Below are 14,227 nucleotides of genomic sequence, written 5' to 3'. Positions count from 1 at the left end.
AATCGTCGGTCGGCGTCACGGCCCGCAACCCCGATGGACCCCGGAAATCCAGGTGCCCCGGGGCCGTCGGCCGCGTTATCCTCGGCGCCATGAACGTCACCGGCCCCGGCACTGCCACCGCTACCGCGCGAGCGACCAGCTCGCCGGTTGCCGCCGCCTGACGTACCACCTCCCCTCGGCGACCGGAAACGGGCCGCCGATGGTGACTTCGAGGTGCTTCCCTCCTCGGTTCCGACGATCGCGTGGACCCGTTGTCCGGTGCGTCCCCCCCCGGCACACGCGAAGGAGCCACCCCATGAACACCGACCAGCTCGTCCGTACGTTCACCGAGTACTACGAGGAGCGCGGCCACCGCCGGATCACCGGCTCGACCCTGCTGCCCCCGCCCGGCGACCCGGTGCTGTTCACCACCTCCGGCATGCACCCCCTCACGCCCTACCTGGAGGGGCGCCCGCACCCGCTCGGCAGCCGGCTGGTGAACGTGCAGCGCTGCCTGCGCACCACGGACCTCGACGAGGTCGGCGACCGCACCCACCTGACCGTCTTCGAGATGCTCGGCACCTGGTCCCTCGGCGACTACGAGGGCCCGCAGAGCCTCGACTGGGGCTACGGGCTGCTCACCGACGGGTTCGGCATCGATCCCGGCCGGCTCCACGTCACCGTCTTCGGCGGCGACGAGCGGGTCGGCCCGGACACCGGCTCGCTGGAGCTGTGGCAGGACCGCGGCGTACCGGTCGAGCTCACCGTCGAGGACAACTGGTGGTCCAACGGGCCGACCGGTCCGTGCGGCCCGGACTCGGAGATCTTCCTGTGGACCGGTGACACCCCACCGGAGTCGACGCCCACCCGGGACGACCGCTGGGTGGAGATCTGGAACCACGTGATGATGCGTCACCGGCGGCTCGACGACGGCACCCTCGTCCCGCTTCCCCAGCGCAACGTCGACACCGGTCTCGGTCTGGAACGGCTCTCCTCGCTGCTGCAGGGTCGGACGTCGGTCTTCGAGTGCGACGTCTTCGACCCCTGGCGCCGCCTCGTCCCGCCCCTGTGGCAGCTGGACGAACCGTCACTGCGGCTGGTCTGCGACCACCTGCGCTCGGGCATCGTCGTCATCGGCGACGGCGTCCGCCCGTCCAACACCGGCCGCGGCTACGTGCTGCGCCGGCTGGTGCGCCGGGTGCTCACCGTGCTCCGCCGGGACGACCCGCGGCGCGGACTCGGGGACCTGCCGGTCGAGTTGGTCCGGCACACCCTGGACCGCTTCCGTCAGGACGTGGACCCGGAGTCCGTGCGCCGGGTGCTGCTCGACGAGGAGGACCGGTTCGGCCGCCTCCTGGAACGCGGCCGCCGGGTGCTCTCCCGCCCCCGCTTCCGCGGCCCGCTGACCGAGGACGACCTCCACTACCTGCACGACACCCACGGCCTGCCGCGCGACCTGGTGCTGGACCTGCGCCCGGAGTGAGGAGCGCCCCAGGCTTCTCAGGTGGGGCCGGGGTGGTGTCGACGCGCGGCCGTCCTCAGAACCGTACGGGGCCGAGGTCCCGTACGGTCTGGGCGAGGGCCCGGACGAGCTCGTTCTCGGAGTCCCTGCGCCACACCAGGCCGTAGGGGATGGTCCCCATCTCCGGTACGGGGATGAAGCGCACGTGGGACATCGACCAGTAGCGGGTGACGTGGGAGGGGAAGGGGTGGACGATCTCGCCGGTGATGACGAGGTTGATCAGTTCGTCGGCGTTGGTGACCTTCTCGATCCGTTCGATGGTCTTGCCCCTGGGCGTGTGGAAGCCGAGGTAGCCGTCCTCCCAGTAGTCGGGCATGTCGGGGGGCATGGCGTGGGCGAAGTCGGCGAGGGCCTCGTGCGGGACGGCGTGGTGTTCGGCGAGTTCGTGGGCCGCGGAGACGGCCAGGACCCGGCGGTCGTGGAAGAGGACCGGGCCGACGGTGAAGGCGGGGTCGTCCACGGGTAGCCAGGTGACGAACACGTCCACGTCGCCCTCGCGGAGTCTGGCGAAGGGGTCGACGTAGGGCGCCGTGCGGATCTGCAGCTCCCACTGGGGGTGGCGGGCCTGGAAGGTCTGCCAGAAGCGGTGCAGGTCGGGCACGTTGAAGGGCATCATGCTGACGCGCAGGCGCTCGGTCTTGCCGCGGGCCGCCATCCGCGCGCGGTCGAGGCTGTGCCGCAGGTTCGCGTACACCGGCCGCAGGTCGGCGGAGAGTTGCCGGCCGAGCGGGGTCAGGTGGATCCGGCGGCGGTTGGTGCGGTCGAACAGCAGGCCGCCGAGTTGGCGTTCCTGACGGCAGATCACCTGGCTGACCCGCGCCTGGGTGAGGTGCAGCCGGGCGGCGGCCCGGCCGAAGTGCAGCTCCTCCGCAAGTGTCAGGAAGATCTCGATGTCACGTACTTCCACCTGTCGTTGACCCCCGTCATAAGTCCTGGTTATCGGATCTTACTGATCTTCGGCGTTGATGATCACGAAGAGGGGCCGGAGGATCGACGGCGGGCCGGCCCCGACTGCTACCGGGTGACGAGCCGATTTCCCCACCGAACCCGACGGAGAGAACCCATGACCATCACCGACACCGAGAGACCCCCGACCACGCCCGACGGTGAGCGGGTACCCCTCAGGAGCTGGCTCGCCGTCGTCACCATGGCGGTCGGCACGTTCGCGCTGGTGACCGTCGAATCACTGCCGGTGGGGCTGCTCCCCTTCATCGGAGGAGCCCTCGACGTCTCCGAGGGCACCGCCGGCCTGATGGTGACCGTCCCCGGCCTGGTCGCCGCCGTCACGGCGCCGCTGCTCCCGGTGGCGATCGGGCGCCTCGACCGGCGGGTCGCCCTGATCGGTCTGATCACCCTGATGGTGCTGGCCAACGGACTGTCGGCGGCGGCACCCGACTTCACCGTCCTGCTGGTGGCCCGCTTCCTCGTCGGCGTCAGCATCGGCGGCTTCTGGGCGCTCGCCGCGGGCCTCGCCGTACGGCTGGTGCCGGAGCGCTCCATCCCCCGGGCCATCTCGGTCGTGTTCGGCGGCGCGACGGCGGCCAACGTGCTCGGCGTGCCGGCCGGAACGCTGCTCGGCGGCGTCGCCGACTGGCGGGTCGCGTTCGTGGCCGCGGCGGCGCTGGGCCTCCTCGTGCTGGCGGCCCTGCTCGTCCTGCTGCCGCCCATGCCCGCCCGGGAGGTCGTCCAACTGCGCACACTGCCGCAGCAGTTCCGCCACCCGGTGGTACGGGCCGGGGTGCTCTCCACCTTCCTCCTGGTCGGCGGTCACTTCGCGGCGTTCACCTTCATCAGCCCGATCCTCCAGAGCACGTCCGGGATCGGCGAGGGCGCGATCGGCCCGCTGCTGCTCGGCTTCGGCGTGGCCGGCATCATCGGCAACTTCCTCGCCGGGGCGGCCGCGGAGCGCAACATCCGCGTCACCATCCTCTCCATCAGCGTGCTGCTGACGGTCATCCTCGCGGTCTTCCCCTTCGCCGGCCGCTCGCCGGTCAGCGGCGCCCTGCTGCTGCTGGGCTGGGGGCTGGCCTTCGGCGGGGTGCCGGTCAGCGTGCAGACGTGGATCCTCAAGGCGGCACCCGAATCGACCGAGGCGGCCACCGCGCTGAACACCTCCGTCTACAACCTGGCGATCGCGCTCGGCGCCCTCCTCGGCGGGCTCGTCGCCACCAACGCCACCATCAACGGCGTCCTGACGGCCGGGGCGGTCTTCACCCTGTTCACGTCCCTGGCGGTGTGGAGCGCCCGCCGGGAGGAGCGCGGGGCGGAACAGGCGATCCCCGCCCCCGCCGGCGCGTCCGGCTCCTGAGCGGCCGGGATGTCGTTCCGTGCCACGGCCGAGGTGATCCATACCTTCATCCGTGCCTTCACCGACCATGACGGCTCGTTGCTCGCCGACCTGATCGCCGACGACTGCGTGATGGAGGGGAGGCATCCGGCCCCCGACGGGGCCCGCTACGAGGGCCGCGCCGCGTGCCTGGAGTTCTGCCGGGCACTCGCCGAGGACCGCACCGGCCGGTTCGACCCGGAGTCCGTCGTCGTCACCGGTGAGCGCGCGACGGTCCGTTGGCGCCACCGCTTCGGCACCGGCCCGGCCGACTCGGTCCGCGGGGTGACCATCGCACTCGTACGGGACGGTCTGATCGTCGAGTGCCTCGGCTACGGCAAGACCGGCGACGAGGCTCCACCGCCCGGGCGGCGTTGAGGGCACCGGGGCGTACGGACGGGATGGGGGGCGCGGGGGGAGCGCCGTTGTCGGAGCACGTTGTTCAGCCGACCTTCATCCCGTCCACCGCCCGGCGTCGGTGGTGGTTCCGGTCGCCGCGCGACCCTGCGGGACGACCGAAGCTACCGATCGGTAGCCCGCCGCGACCGAAGGACCCGCGTTGAAGCGCACCGCTCCGCTCTCCGCCGCCCTGGCCGTCTCCCTGGCGGCCGGTGTGCTGTGCACCGCAGGCACCGCCTCCGCCCGGGACGGGAGCGGTGCGCCGCCCGCCCACCGGGACCTGTACGGCACCAAGGCCCCCTACGTGCCGCAGGAGAAGGCCGGCCGCTACCAGAGCCCGCCCAGGGGCTTCAGCCCGGTGTTCACCGAGAACGTCGCCCGCCACGGCTCCCGGGCCATGTCGGACGGCAAGGACGGCGAAGCCGTGCTCGCCCTGCTGGGCAAGGCCGAACAGCAGGACGCCCTCACCGGCCTCGGCGAGGACCTGGGCCCGCAGGTGCGGTCGCTGCTGGACGCGGCGAAGGCCCTCGGCTACGGCAACCTCTCCGCGCGCGGGGCGCAGGAGCACCGCCGGACCGCGCTGCGGATGGAGCAGCGGCTGCCGTCCCTGTTCGAGAAGATCACCGCCGAGCACGAGCCCGTCGTCGTCGAGACCTCGGGCGTGGCGCGCGCCGTGGCCAGTGCCGAGGCCTTCACCGGCGGCCTGGTCTCCGGGGACCCGGCGCTGGCGGGCCTGATCGGGGCCCCGGTCACCGACAAGAACCTGCTGTACTTCCACAAGCAGCCGCAGAACGCCGACTACCAGGCCTACCTGGCGGGCGACCCCGGCCTGGCCGCCGTCCTGGCGGAGCTCGACGCCGACCCGCGCACCGCCGAGGCGGCGCACCGCGTCGTCGCGCGCCTGTTCCGGGACGAGTTCGCCGCCGCGCTGCCGGCCGCCGACCAGGTCTCCTTCGCGCGCTCCCTCTACCAGCTGTACGCGGCCGCGCCCGACCTGGACGTCGAGGCCCCGGACGTCGACCTCGGCCGCTTCCTCGCCCCGCGCGACGCCCAGTGGTTCGCGTACCTGGACGACGCCGAGGAGTTCTACCAGAAGGGCCCGGCCTTCAGCGGCCGCACGATCACCTACAAGATGGCCGGCGTCCTCCTCGACGACCTGCTCGCCCAGGCCGGGGCGAAGGCGGACGGCTCCAGCGACAAGGGCGCGGTCCTGCGCTTCACCCATGCCGAGGAGATCGAGCCGCTCGCCGCGCTGATGGGCCTGCCCGGCAGCACCGATCCCGCCGCCCCGGGGGAGCCGTACTCGTACCGGAACAACCCGTGGCGCGGCGCCGAGGTCGCGCCGATGGCCGCGAACATCCAGTGGGACCTGTACGCGGACACGCCCGCCGACGGCAAGCCCGCCACCCACCTGGTCCGGATGCTCTACAACGAGAAGGAGACCGCCTTCAAGCCCTCCTGCAAGCCCGTCAGCAGGGGCAGCCACTTCTACGACCTCAACGAGCTCAAGCGCTGCCTCGGCCACGCCTGACGCCGGCGGAGCGGTGGACCGGTGGCCGGCGGGGCCCGGCCCCGCGTACGGTCGGCGGCGTGGCTGACGAATGTTTCGGGCATCCGCGGCTCGCCGCGATCTACGACCGGCTCGACCCCGACCGCGGCGATCTCGTCGCCTACCTCCGGATGGCGGAGGAGTTCACGGCGCGCCGCGTGCTGGACATCGGGTGCGGGACGGGGGTGTTCGCGCTCCTGCTGGCCGACCGCGGGATCGAGGTCGTCGGCGTCGATCCCGCCCGGGCGTCGATCGAGGTCGCGCGCGCCAAACCGGGCGGCGAGCGGGTGCGGTGGATCCACGGTGACGTGACCGACCTCCCGCCATTGCGGGTCGACCTGGCGACGATGACGGCGAACGTCGCCCAGGCCGTCACCGAGCCCCGGGACTGGCAGCGGACCCTGCGGGGGGCCCACGAAGCGCTGCGTCCGGGCGGGCGACTGGTCTTCGAGACCCGCGATCCGGCCGCACGCGCCTGGGAACGGTGGACCCGCGAGCACTCCCACCGGGTGACGGAGATCCCGGGCGTCGGGTCCGTCGAGAGCTGGGTCGAGTCGATCGGGACGAGCCCGCCGCTGGTGACGTTCCGCTGGACCTATGCGTTCGGCGCGGACGGGCAGGTGCTGACCTCGGACTCGACGCTGCGGTTCCGCGAGCGGGAGGAGGTCGAGCGGGACCTGACCGCCAACGGCTTCGTGGTGGAAGGGGTTCGCGACGCGCCCGACCGGCCGGGACGGGAGTTCGTCTTCGTCGCCCGGCGTCCGTGAACCCTGGCGACCGCCCGGCTCAGGAGGGGCTCATGAGGACCTCAGGAGGAGATCACGAGGGGTCCGGGGGCCAAGGCCGCTCCAGCTCCGCGATGGTGTCGTCCAGCCAGGTCCGTTCGGCGGCCGTGGAGGCCCGGGCGACGAGCAGCATGCCGCGGCGGAAGGGGTTGGGTTCCCGCTCGGCGGTGACCGGCCGGCCGTCGCCGTCGTAGAAGAAGCTGCTCGGCGCCGACAGGAAGGCCAGCCGGCGGCGGAGGACGGCGGCCTGCCGGGGCGGGTCGGCGAGGTGGTGCAGGAACGCGGTGAGCGTGAAGAACCGGATCTGGTCGGTGATTTCGGCCTGTTCCGGGTCGGCCAGCCGTCGTAGCAGTTCGGCCCGGCCGTCCTCGGTCAGTTCCAGGGTCTGGCGCGGTGCCGAGCCGGTGCCGGCCTCGGCGCGGCGGTACAGCAGGCCGGCCTTCTCCAGCCGGGCGATGGCCGGGTAGAGCGCGCCGTCGCTGACCGGGCGGACGTGGCCGGTCAGGCCGGTGATCCGGGACTTGAGCTCGTAGCCGTGCAGCGGCTGGTCGTACAGGAAGCCGAGGATCGCGAGGGTCAGCACGGTCGAAGCCCTTCCGTCGGAGTGCGCCCGCTGGAGCCGCCATGCTACCTCTTGCCGATGTACCTCTAATCGATGTATCTCTATTCGAGGTCGGCGTCCGGGCCTCCGGACGGCGGAAACAGGGGGAGGAACCATGCGCGGGCACATGCCCCGACTCACGGCACTGGCCGTACCCGTCTACGCGGAACTGCTGTCCGGGGTGGTCGCCTCGGTGATCGGCACCCTCTGGGTGGCCGGCCTCGGCGGCGCCGCGGTCGCCGCCGTCACGCTGGCCGGGACCGTCGAGAACCTGCTGCTCGGACTCGTCCTGGTGGTCGCCTCCGGCACCAGCGTGCGGCTCTCCCACGCGCTCGGCGCGGGCGACCGGGCCGAGGCCGACCGGACCGCCCGCGCCGCCTGGCGGCTCTGCGCCGCCGGCAGCCTCGCGATCGCCGTCCCCGGCTTCCTGCTGCGCGACCGGCTGGCCGGCGCGTTCCTGGACGGCGAAGCCGCCGCCCATGCCGCCGAGTACTTCACCGTCGCCTTCCCGGCCTTCGCCCTGTTCTTCGGCCAGCGCGTCGCCGACGAACTCTTCAAGGGCGCCGGCGACACCCGCACCCCGATGCGCGTCGCCCTGCTCTCCAACGCGCTGCTGCTCGTCCTGGACCCCCTGCTCATCCTCGGCGCCGGCCCGGTGCCCGCCCTCGGCGTCCCGGGCGCCGCCCTGGCCCTGACGCTCTCCCGGGCGGTCGCCCTCGCCGTCACGCTGCGGCTGCGGGGACGGGGACGGGTGCCGCAGCAGACCGGCGGCGACGGGGGAGTGTGGGCGGCGGCCGCGCGGATCGTCCGGGCGGGCACGCCGTTCGGCCTGGACTTCACCGCCCGGATGGCCGTCGGCACGGCCCAACTCGGGCTCGTGGCAGGGTTCGGCGTCGCGGCGGTGGCCGGGTACGGGGTCGGCTACCGGATGCTGCTCGTCGTCACCATGGCCTTCTACGCGCTGCGCCAGGCCGCCGCCATCGAGGCCGCCCGGCTCACCGGCGCGGGCGAGACCGGCGCGCTGCGCACCCTGCACCGCGACACCGGGCGCCTTGCCGCACTCCTCGGCGCGGGGGCGGTGGTGCTGTCCGCGACGCTCGCGGTCCCGCTGACCGCGCTGTTCACCGACGACCCGGCGGTGGCGGCACAGTCCGTCGGCTTCCTGAGGATGGCGGCGCTCTACCTCCTCCCGTACGCCCTGGTGGTCGCCCTCGGCGGCATCCACCAGGCAGCGGGCGCCGGACGCCCGCTGGTGCTCGCCGTGCTGCTCGGCCTCGGCGTCCAACTCGCCGCCTCGGCCGGACTGTCCGGGCCGCTGGGGGTGTCGGGCGTCTGGCTCGGCCCGGCGGTGGGCGCGGTGCTGCAGCTGGCCCTGCTGTCGCTGCTCGCGGGGCGCCTGGCCGCGCCGGCGGCGGAGGCTCCGACGGCGGAGGCGTCGCGGAGGTGTTCCTCTACGGTGGCTCCCGGTGGGCGAATCGGCTCCACGGCCGTCACCCCCGGCAGGGTTCTCCCGAATGGTGCGGTGCGGATGACGAGGCGGAGCGATGGTCGGACGTGAAGTGACAGCGCGTGTACGGCCGTTGACGCTGGCCTGGGTGAACTCGCACCTGGAGCCCGGTGAACGGGTCGTCGGAACGGAGGCGCTGCACGGCGGCATCACCGCCGAGGTGCGGCGGCTGACCGTCGGCGCGCCGGACGGCGGCACCCGTCAGCTGGTGCTGCGGTCCTTCGTCGACGTGGAGCACTCCGAGGAGTGGTTGAACAGGGAGGCCGACGCCCTGACGGTGCTCGCGGGGAGCGGGGTGCCGGCCCCCGCACTGGTCGCCGTCGACCCGAGCGCCGAGCGGTGCGAGTACCCGTCGCTGCTGATGACCCATCTGCCCGGCCGGACGGTCCTCGACGAGGAGGGAGTGGCGGCGCGCCTGCCGCTGCTGGCCCGTCAGCTCGTGGCGATCCACGCGGTGCGGCCGGCCGAACGGCCCCGCCCGTACGTGACGTTGACGACCGCCGACACCGTCGTGACGCCCGAGGGTGCGGACGCGGCGGCCTGGGCCGCGGCGACCGACGTGATCCGCGAGCCCGTGCCGCCGTACGAAGGGCGGTTCCTGCACCGGGACTTCCAGCCCGGCAACGTGCTGTTCGCCGTACCGCCGGAAGATCCGGCCGGTGCCCGGATCACCGGCGTCGTCGACTGGGCGGCGGCCTCCTGGGGCCCGGCGGACCTCGATGTGGCGCACTGCTCCACCAACCTCGCGCTGCTGCACGGACCGGTGTGGGGCCCGCGGTTCGCCGAGGCGTACGAGCAGGCCGGCGGGGTGCTCGCCGAAGCCGCCGACGCACGGCGGTACTGGCTGGTGCGGGACGCGCTGGCGTGCTCGGAGGAGGTGCGGGCGGTGGCGCGGCCCTGGCGGGAGGCGGGGAGGACGGAGCTGACCACCCGGGCCGTGGAGGCGCGGCTGGACGCCTACGTCACGGCCCTGATGGACGCGCCCGGCTGAGCGCGAGCGCGTGCCCGCTCCGACCTGCCCCGTGCCCGCCCCGACGGTGTCACCGGTGGGTGGTCAAGGCCCCATCCCGGTCGGCCGGTCGGGCGGGGACCGGGATCCGGGCCGCGAGCAGGGTGCCCGCCGCCGCCACGGCGGCCATGGTGAGCGCGGCGGGCATCAGCGCCGCGCCGGGGTCCGCGCTGCCGGCGGTGGTGGTGGCCACGGCGATGCCGAGCGCCGGGCCGACGTTGAGCGCGGTCTGCTGGAGCCCGCCCGCGACGCCCGACTGGGCGGTGGACGCGCCGCGGACCACCATCGCGGTGGCCGCGGCCATCACCGCGCCGAAACCGGCGCCCAGCAGCAGGAAGCAGAGGGCGATCGTGACCGTCCCCGAACCGGGGCCGAGCCGGGCGGTGAGCAGCGCGCCCGAGGTGACCAGGGCCATGCCCGTCAGCACGACCGTCCGCTCGCCGTGACGCTTCGCCAGCCGGGACGAGCCGGCCGCGGCGAGGATCATCGCCACCGCGAGCGGCGCCGCCCGCAGCGCGCTCTGCAGCGGGTCGAGCCCCTGTACGTCCTGCAGGAAGTAGGTGGCCGGGAAGAGTACGCCCTGGAGCGCGGCCGAGGCGGCGAGCAGGACGCCCAGCGGCGCCGCGACCGCCGGTGAGCGGAGCAGGGCGGGCGGCAGCAGCGGACGGGCGGTCCGCCGCTCGTGCCGGGCCAGGGCCACGGCGAGGACCGCGGCCGCCGCGAGGCCCAGCGCCGTGGCGACCGACCAGCCGGAGTCCGGCAGGGTGACCAGGGTCTGCACGAGGCAGGCGAGGGCCAGCGCGAGCAGGGCCGCGCCCGGCAGGTCGAGGCCGCTGCGCCCGCCCGCGGCCGTCCCGGGGTGCGGGCCGGACGGCACCGCGAGCGCGGCCAGTAGGGCCGCCGCGGCGGGCAGGAGGCCGAACAGGAAGACCGACCGCCAGCCGAAGTGCGCGGTGAGCGCCCCGCCGACCAGCGGCCCGGCCGCCGCCGCGAGCCCGATCGCGGCGGTGCGCACCGCGATCGCGCCCGCCAGCCGCTCGGCGGGCCAGACGGCGCGCAGCATGCCGAGGGTGGCCGGTTGCAGCAGGGCGCCCGCCACCCCCTGGAGCGCCCGCAGGGCGATGACCCAGCCGATGCCGGGGGCGAGGGCGATGCCGGCCGAGGTGGCGGCGAAGCCCGCGACGCCGACGGTGAAGACCCGCCGGTGCCCGTAGCGGTCGCCGAGCCGGCCGGCGAAGACCAGCAGGGCGGCGACGGTGACCAGGTAGCCGGTGCCGGCCCACTGGACCTCGGCGACGGAGGCGTGCAGGTCGCGCTGGAGGACGGGCCGGGCGACGGTCAGCGCGGTGCCGTCGAGGGCGACCAGGACGGCGCCGGTGATGCTCGCGGTGAGGGCGAGCCGTCGGCGCAGCTGTGGCGTCACCGGGCGGCCGGGCCGAGGTGGGCGTCCAGCACGGTGCGCAGCAGCGGCCCGATGTCCTCGCTGCCGGTGATGAGCCGCAGGCTGCCCCAGGTGCGCAGCTGGGCGAGGCCGTGCAGGTTGGACCAGAGGGCGGCGGTGCGGGCGGCCGGGTCGGCGGCGTCCGGGTGCACCTCGGTGACCAGGCCGACGAAGGTGAGGAACAGCGGCACGGTGGTGTTGCGCAGCTCCACCCCGCTGCCTTCCAGCAGGTCGTGACGGAACATCAGCTCGAACATGCCGGGGTTGGCGGCGGCGAAGCCGAGGTAGGCGCGGGAGAGCGCGTCGAGGCGTTCGCGGGCGTCCGCGCCGGTGCCGGCCGCCAGGGCGTCGGCGCCGGCCAGCGCGTCGGTGAGCTTGCCGAAGCCCTGCTGGGCGATGGCGGCGAGCAGTTCGCGGTGGGTGGGGAAGTAGCGGCGGGGCGCGCCGTGGGAGACCCCGGCCTGGCGGGCGATCTCGCGAAGGCCCAGCGCCTGGACGCCGCCCGTGGCCACGAGTTCGACGCCGGCGGCCACCAGCCGGGCCCGGAGGTCCCGTTCCTGATCAGTCATGGACACTGTCTACCAGCACCACGTAGACAGTGTCTACTCGCCGTGGGGGTGGTGCCAGTGCAGAATCGGCGGCATGGACGAAGGCGGCGAGCCGGCCTGCTGGCTGGACCGGGTGTGTCCGGAGTGCGGACGGCTGCGCGAGCGGCCCGGGGCGGAGTCCTGCGAGAACTGCGGCGCCACCGGCGACGACCCGCGCGACGGGGACGCGCCCGCTCCGCGGTGAAACCCGGCTCACGGTGAAACCCCGGTCCGGCCGAGGGGCCGGACCGGGGCGGGTACCGAAGCGGGCCGAGGCGCGGGCCGGCTACCGATACGCCGGGCTACGGCTACTGCGGCGGCTCGTCGCGGAACTGGTTCTTCAGCTGTTCCTGGGCGGCGTCCACCTGACCGCTGTACTTGCCCTGGGTGCGCTCGTCGACGGTGTCGCCCGCCTTGTCGACGGCCTTGTCAGCCTGCTCCTCGTGCCCCTTCAGCAGGCTCTTGAGCTTATCCATCATGGACATGTGGTCACACTCCTGGATGAGACGGCCCTACTCCTCCAATATCACCGCGCATCCCCTCGCGCGCATCCCGCGGGGTGCGCGGCGGGCTTGGCAACGCGATTCCGGTCCTGTCAAATCGTGACTTCACGGCCCGTCGGAAGGAGTCCCCTTGATGCTGCGCACCCGTCGTTCGAGCACCCCGGTCGACCGCTCCACCCGGTACGACCGCACCGGTCCGAGCGACACCGACCCGATCGGCAGCGCCACGCCGATACCGCTTCCCCGCCCGGTCCTCACCGGGCGTCGGGCGGGCGCCGCGCTGACCGTCGCCGCCCTCGTGACCCCGCTGCTGCTGGCCGGCGCCGGCACCGCCGCCGCCGACCCGGACCCGGCGCGCAAGGGAGCCAAGCTGGCCGCCCGGCTGGTCGAGGCCAGCGACGCCGAGACGGCCCACGACACCCTGGCCGCGCTGCAGCGGATCGCCGACCGCAACGGCGGTACCCGGGTGGCCGGTTCGAAGGGGCACGAGCAGTCCGCGCAGTACGTCTACGAGCAGGCGCGGCGGGCCGGGCTCAAGGTGTCCAAGCAGGAGTTCACGTACACCTTCTTCGAGGCCCGGGCGGAGCACCTGGACGTGGTGTCCCCGAAGGCCGAGTCCGTGCCGGTGATCGCCATGACGTACTCGGTGAGCGGCCCGGAGGCGGGCCTGACCGCCGAGTTGGCCGTCGCCCCGGTCACGGCCACCACCGGCTGCGCGCCCACCGACTACCCGGCGGGCGGGTTCACCGGCAAGATCGCCCTGATCCGGCGCGGCGGGTGCAGCTTCGCCCAGAAGCAGGCCGCGGCGGCCGCCGCGGGCGCGTCCGGCGCGCTCATCTACAACAACGCCGAAGGCGAACTCAACGGCACCTTGGGGGAGCCGACGGCCGGGAAGGTCCCCACCGGCGGGATCACCAAGGCCGCCGGGGAGTCACTGGCCGCCGCGGCCGCCGCCGGGCCCGTCCGGGTGACCCTGGACATCCGCACCGTCATGGAGCCGCGCAAGACCTGGAACGTCATCGCCGAGACCCGCGGCGGCGACCCGGACAACACCGTGATGGTCGGGGCGCACCTCGACTCCGTCCCGGCCGGACCGGGCATCAACGACAACGGCTCCGGCTCGGCCGGCATCCTCGAGGTCGCGAGGAACCTCAGCGTCCGCCCGGTGAAGAACAAGGTCAGATTCGCCTGGTGGTCCGCCGAGGAGTTCGGACTCAAGGGCTCCGAGGCGTACGTGAAGTCACTCTCCGAGGCGGATCAGAAGAAGATCCGGCTCTACCTCAACTTCGACATGATCGCATCCCCCAACTACGCGCAGTTCGTCTACAACGGCTCGGGCAGCGCCGGCGGCGCCACCGGTCCCGAGGGATCGGCGCAGATCGAACGGGACATCACCGGCTACCTGGACGGCGTCGGCCAGCCGCACGACCCGACCGCCTTCGACGGCCGTTCCGACTACGGACCGTTCATCGACGCGGGCATCCCGGCGGGCGGCACCGACACCGGCGCCGAGAAGATCAAGTCCCCGGAGCAGGCGGAGCGTTACGGCGGCACGGCGGGTACCGCCTACGACGCCTGCTACCACAAGGCCTGCGACAACCTGGGCAACATCGACATGGACGCCTTCGACGTCAACATCGACGTGATCGCCCACGCCGTCGGCACCTACGCCTGGGACCTCTCCTCGCTGCAGCGGCCCGTACCGGCGCCGAACCCGGCCGGGAAGGCCGCGGCGGCTCCGGCGGCTCCCGCGGCCCCGGCCACCGGGGGCGCGGCCGAGCCGAGCGACCACTCGCACGGCGTGACGGCCTGACGCCCGGGTGGGCCCGCTGCCGTCCTCGGGCGGCGGGCCCACCCGCCCGCCGTACGCACGACACCTGCCGCACCCGCCGTACGCACCGCGCACACCGCGCGCGAATCCGTCATCCGCCCCTCCCTCCCCCTCCGTCATCGCCCCTGGTGGGCGCCGGTGCGGTCACCGTAGCGGAGACCACTGACAATCCCGCCCCGAGGCCTGTA

General features: G+C 73.8%; 14 protein-coding genes. 9 read left to right on the top strand and 5 right to left on the bottom strand.

Features of this window, described 5'->3' with window-relative positions:
- Positions 1 to 295 precede the first annotated feature (295 nt).
- Positions 296 to 1,462 (top strand): alanine--tRNA ligase-related protein, encoded by a 1,167-nt coding sequence (locus tag ACYP53_RS22535; RefSeq protein ID WP_189918627.1) that lies wholly within the window; start codon positions 296 to 298, stop codon positions 1,460 to 1,462.
- 55 nt (positions 1,463 to 1,517) lie between these two features.
- On the opposite strand, the gene ACYP53_RS22530 is transcribed toward ACYP53_RS22535, so the two are convergent.
- Positions 1,518 to 2,408 (bottom strand): LysR family transcriptional regulator, encoded by an 891-nt coding sequence (locus ACYP53_RS22530; protein WP_459648717.1) that lies wholly within the window; start codon positions 2,406 to 2,408, stop codon positions 1,518 to 1,520.
- Between the two features lie 156 nt (positions 2,409 to 2,564).
- On the opposite strand from ACYP53_RS22530, the gene ACYP53_RS22525 reads away from it, so the two are divergent.
- The 4 genes from ACYP53_RS22525 to ACYP53_RS22510 all read left to right on the top strand — a co-directional run bounded on the left by ACYP53_RS22525 (position 2,565) and on the right by ACYP53_RS22510 (position 6,542).
- Positions 2,565 to 3,809: an MFS transporter gene (locus ACYP53_RS22525; RefSeq protein ID WP_459648716.1), complete on the top strand. Its 1,245-nt coding sequence runs from the start codon at positions 2,565 to 2,567 to the stop codon at positions 3,807 to 3,809.
- 9 nt (positions 3,810 to 3,818) lie between these two features.
- Positions 3,819 to 4,205, top strand: a complete 387-nt coding sequence (locus ACYP53_RS22520) for a nuclear transport factor 2 family protein (RefSeq protein ID WP_459648715.1) — start codon at positions 3,819 to 3,821, stop codon at positions 4,203 to 4,205.
- Between the two features lie 181 nt (positions 4,206 to 4,386).
- Positions 4,387 to 5,757, top strand: a complete 1,371-nt coding sequence (locus tag ACYP53_RS22515; protein ID WP_459648714.1) for a histidine-type phosphatase — start codon at positions 4,387 to 4,389, stop codon at positions 5,755 to 5,757.
- Between the two features lie 59 nt (positions 5,758 to 5,816).
- On the top strand, positions 5,817 to 6,542 hold the full coding sequence (locus tag ACYP53_RS22510) for a class I SAM-dependent methyltransferase (protein WP_459648713.1): 726 nt from the start codon (positions 5,817 to 5,819) through the stop codon (positions 6,540 to 6,542).
- A gap of 52 nt (positions 6,543 to 6,594) precedes the next feature.
- Here ACYP53_RS22510 and ACYP53_RS22505 read toward each other — a convergent pair whose 3' ends face one another.
- On the bottom strand, positions 6,595 to 7,143 hold the full coding sequence (locus ACYP53_RS22505; protein WP_189918616.1) for a PadR family transcriptional regulator: 549 nt from the start codon (positions 7,141 to 7,143) through the stop codon (positions 6,595 to 6,597).
- A 145-nt stretch (positions 7,144 to 7,288) separates the two neighbouring features.
- On the opposite strand from ACYP53_RS22505, the gene ACYP53_RS22500 reads away from it, so the two are divergent.
- On the top strand, positions 7,289 to 8,719 hold the full coding sequence (locus ACYP53_RS22500) for an MATE family efflux transporter (protein ID WP_459648712.1): 1,431 nt from the start codon (positions 7,289 to 7,291) through the stop codon (positions 8,717 to 8,719).
- On the top strand, positions 8,706 to 9,659 hold the full coding sequence (locus ACYP53_RS22495; protein ID WP_459648711.1) for a phosphotransferase family protein: 954 nt from the start codon (positions 8,706 to 8,708) through the stop codon (positions 9,657 to 9,659). Before ACYP53_RS22500 ends, ACYP53_RS22495 begins: the two co-directional genes overlap by 14 nt.
- 49 nt (positions 9,660 to 9,708) lie before the next feature.
- Here ACYP53_RS22495 and ACYP53_RS22490 read toward each other — a convergent pair whose 3' ends face one another.
- Both ACYP53_RS22490 and ACYP53_RS22485 read right to left on the bottom strand, forming a co-directional pair.
- The gene (locus ACYP53_RS22490) at positions 9,709 to 11,100 is read right to left on the bottom strand and encodes an MFS transporter (protein ID WP_459648710.1); all 1,392 of its coding nucleotides are present in this window, start codon (positions 11,098 to 11,100) and stop codon (positions 9,709 to 9,711) included.
- The gene (locus ACYP53_RS22485; RefSeq protein ID WP_459648709.1) at positions 11,097 to 11,687 is read right to left on the bottom strand and encodes a TetR/AcrR family transcriptional regulator; all 591 of its coding nucleotides are present in this window, start codon (positions 11,685 to 11,687) and stop codon (positions 11,097 to 11,099) included. Before ACYP53_RS22485 ends, ACYP53_RS22490 begins: the two co-directional genes overlap by 4 nt.
- A 73-nt stretch (positions 11,688 to 11,760) precedes the next feature.
- On the opposite strand from ACYP53_RS22485, the gene ACYP53_RS22480 reads away from it, so the two are divergent.
- Positions 11,761 to 11,910, top strand: coding sequence for a hypothetical protein (locus tag ACYP53_RS22480; protein ID WP_189918974.1), 150 nt, complete (start codon positions 11,761 to 11,763; stop codon positions 11,908 to 11,910).
- Between the two features lie 103 nt (positions 11,911 to 12,013).
- Here ACYP53_RS22480 and ACYP53_RS22475 read toward each other — a convergent pair whose 3' ends face one another.
- A complete protein-coding gene (locus ACYP53_RS22475; RefSeq protein WP_189918606.1) occupies positions 12,014 to 12,190 on the bottom strand; it encodes an antitoxin in 177 nt (58 codons plus the stop codon).
- A gap of 151 nt (positions 12,191 to 12,341) precedes the next feature.
- Here ACYP53_RS22475 and ACYP53_RS22470 point away from each other — a divergent pair, with 151 nt between their 5' ends.
- Positions 12,342 to 14,021, top strand: coding sequence for a M28 family metallopeptidase (locus tag ACYP53_RS22470; RefSeq protein WP_459648708.1), 1,680 nt, complete (start codon positions 12,342 to 12,344; stop codon positions 14,019 to 14,021).
- Positions 14,022 to 14,227 lie beyond the last annotated feature (206 nt).

The organism is Kitasatospora sp. Ki12 (assembly GCF_054601375.1).
This window is presented reverse-complemented; position numbering and strand designations above follow the sequence as displayed.

Bases quoted from the DNA above. Each gene is read 5' to 3' on its own strand.
- ACYP53_RS22500 (WP_459648712.1), top strand. From the start codon at position 7,289: ATGCCCCGACTCACGGCACTGGCCGTACCCGTCTACGCGGAACTGCTG.
- ACYP53_RS22485 (WP_459648709.1), bottom strand. From the start codon at position 11,687: ATGACTGATCAGGAACGGGACCTCCGGGCCCGGCTGGTGGCCGCCGGC.
- ACYP53_RS22525 (WP_459648716.1), top strand. From the start codon at position 2,565: ATGACCATCACCGACACCGAGAGACCCCCGACCACGCCCGACGGTGAG.
- ACYP53_RS22480 (WP_189918974.1), top strand. From the start codon at position 11,761: ATGGACGAAGGCGGCGAGCCGGCCTGCTGGCTGGACCGGGTGTGTCCG.
- ACYP53_RS22520 (WP_459648715.1), top strand. From the start codon at position 3,819: ATGTCGTTCCGTGCCACGGCCGAGGTGATCCATACCTTCATCCGTGCC.
- ACYP53_RS22495 (WP_459648711.1), top strand. From the start codon at position 8,706: ATGGTCGGACGTGAAGTGACAGCGCGTGTACGGCCGTTGACGCTGGCC.
- ACYP53_RS22475 (WP_189918606.1), bottom strand. From the start codon at position 12,190: ATGTCCATGATGGATAAGCTCAAGAGCCTGCTGAAGGGGCACGAGGAG.
- ACYP53_RS22535 (WP_189918627.1), top strand. From the start codon at position 296: ATGAACACCGACCAGCTCGTCCGTACGTTCACCGAGTACTACGAGGAG.
- ACYP53_RS22470 (WP_459648708.1), top strand. From the start codon at position 12,342: ATGCTGCGCACCCGTCGTTCGAGCACCCCGGTCGACCGCTCCACCCGG.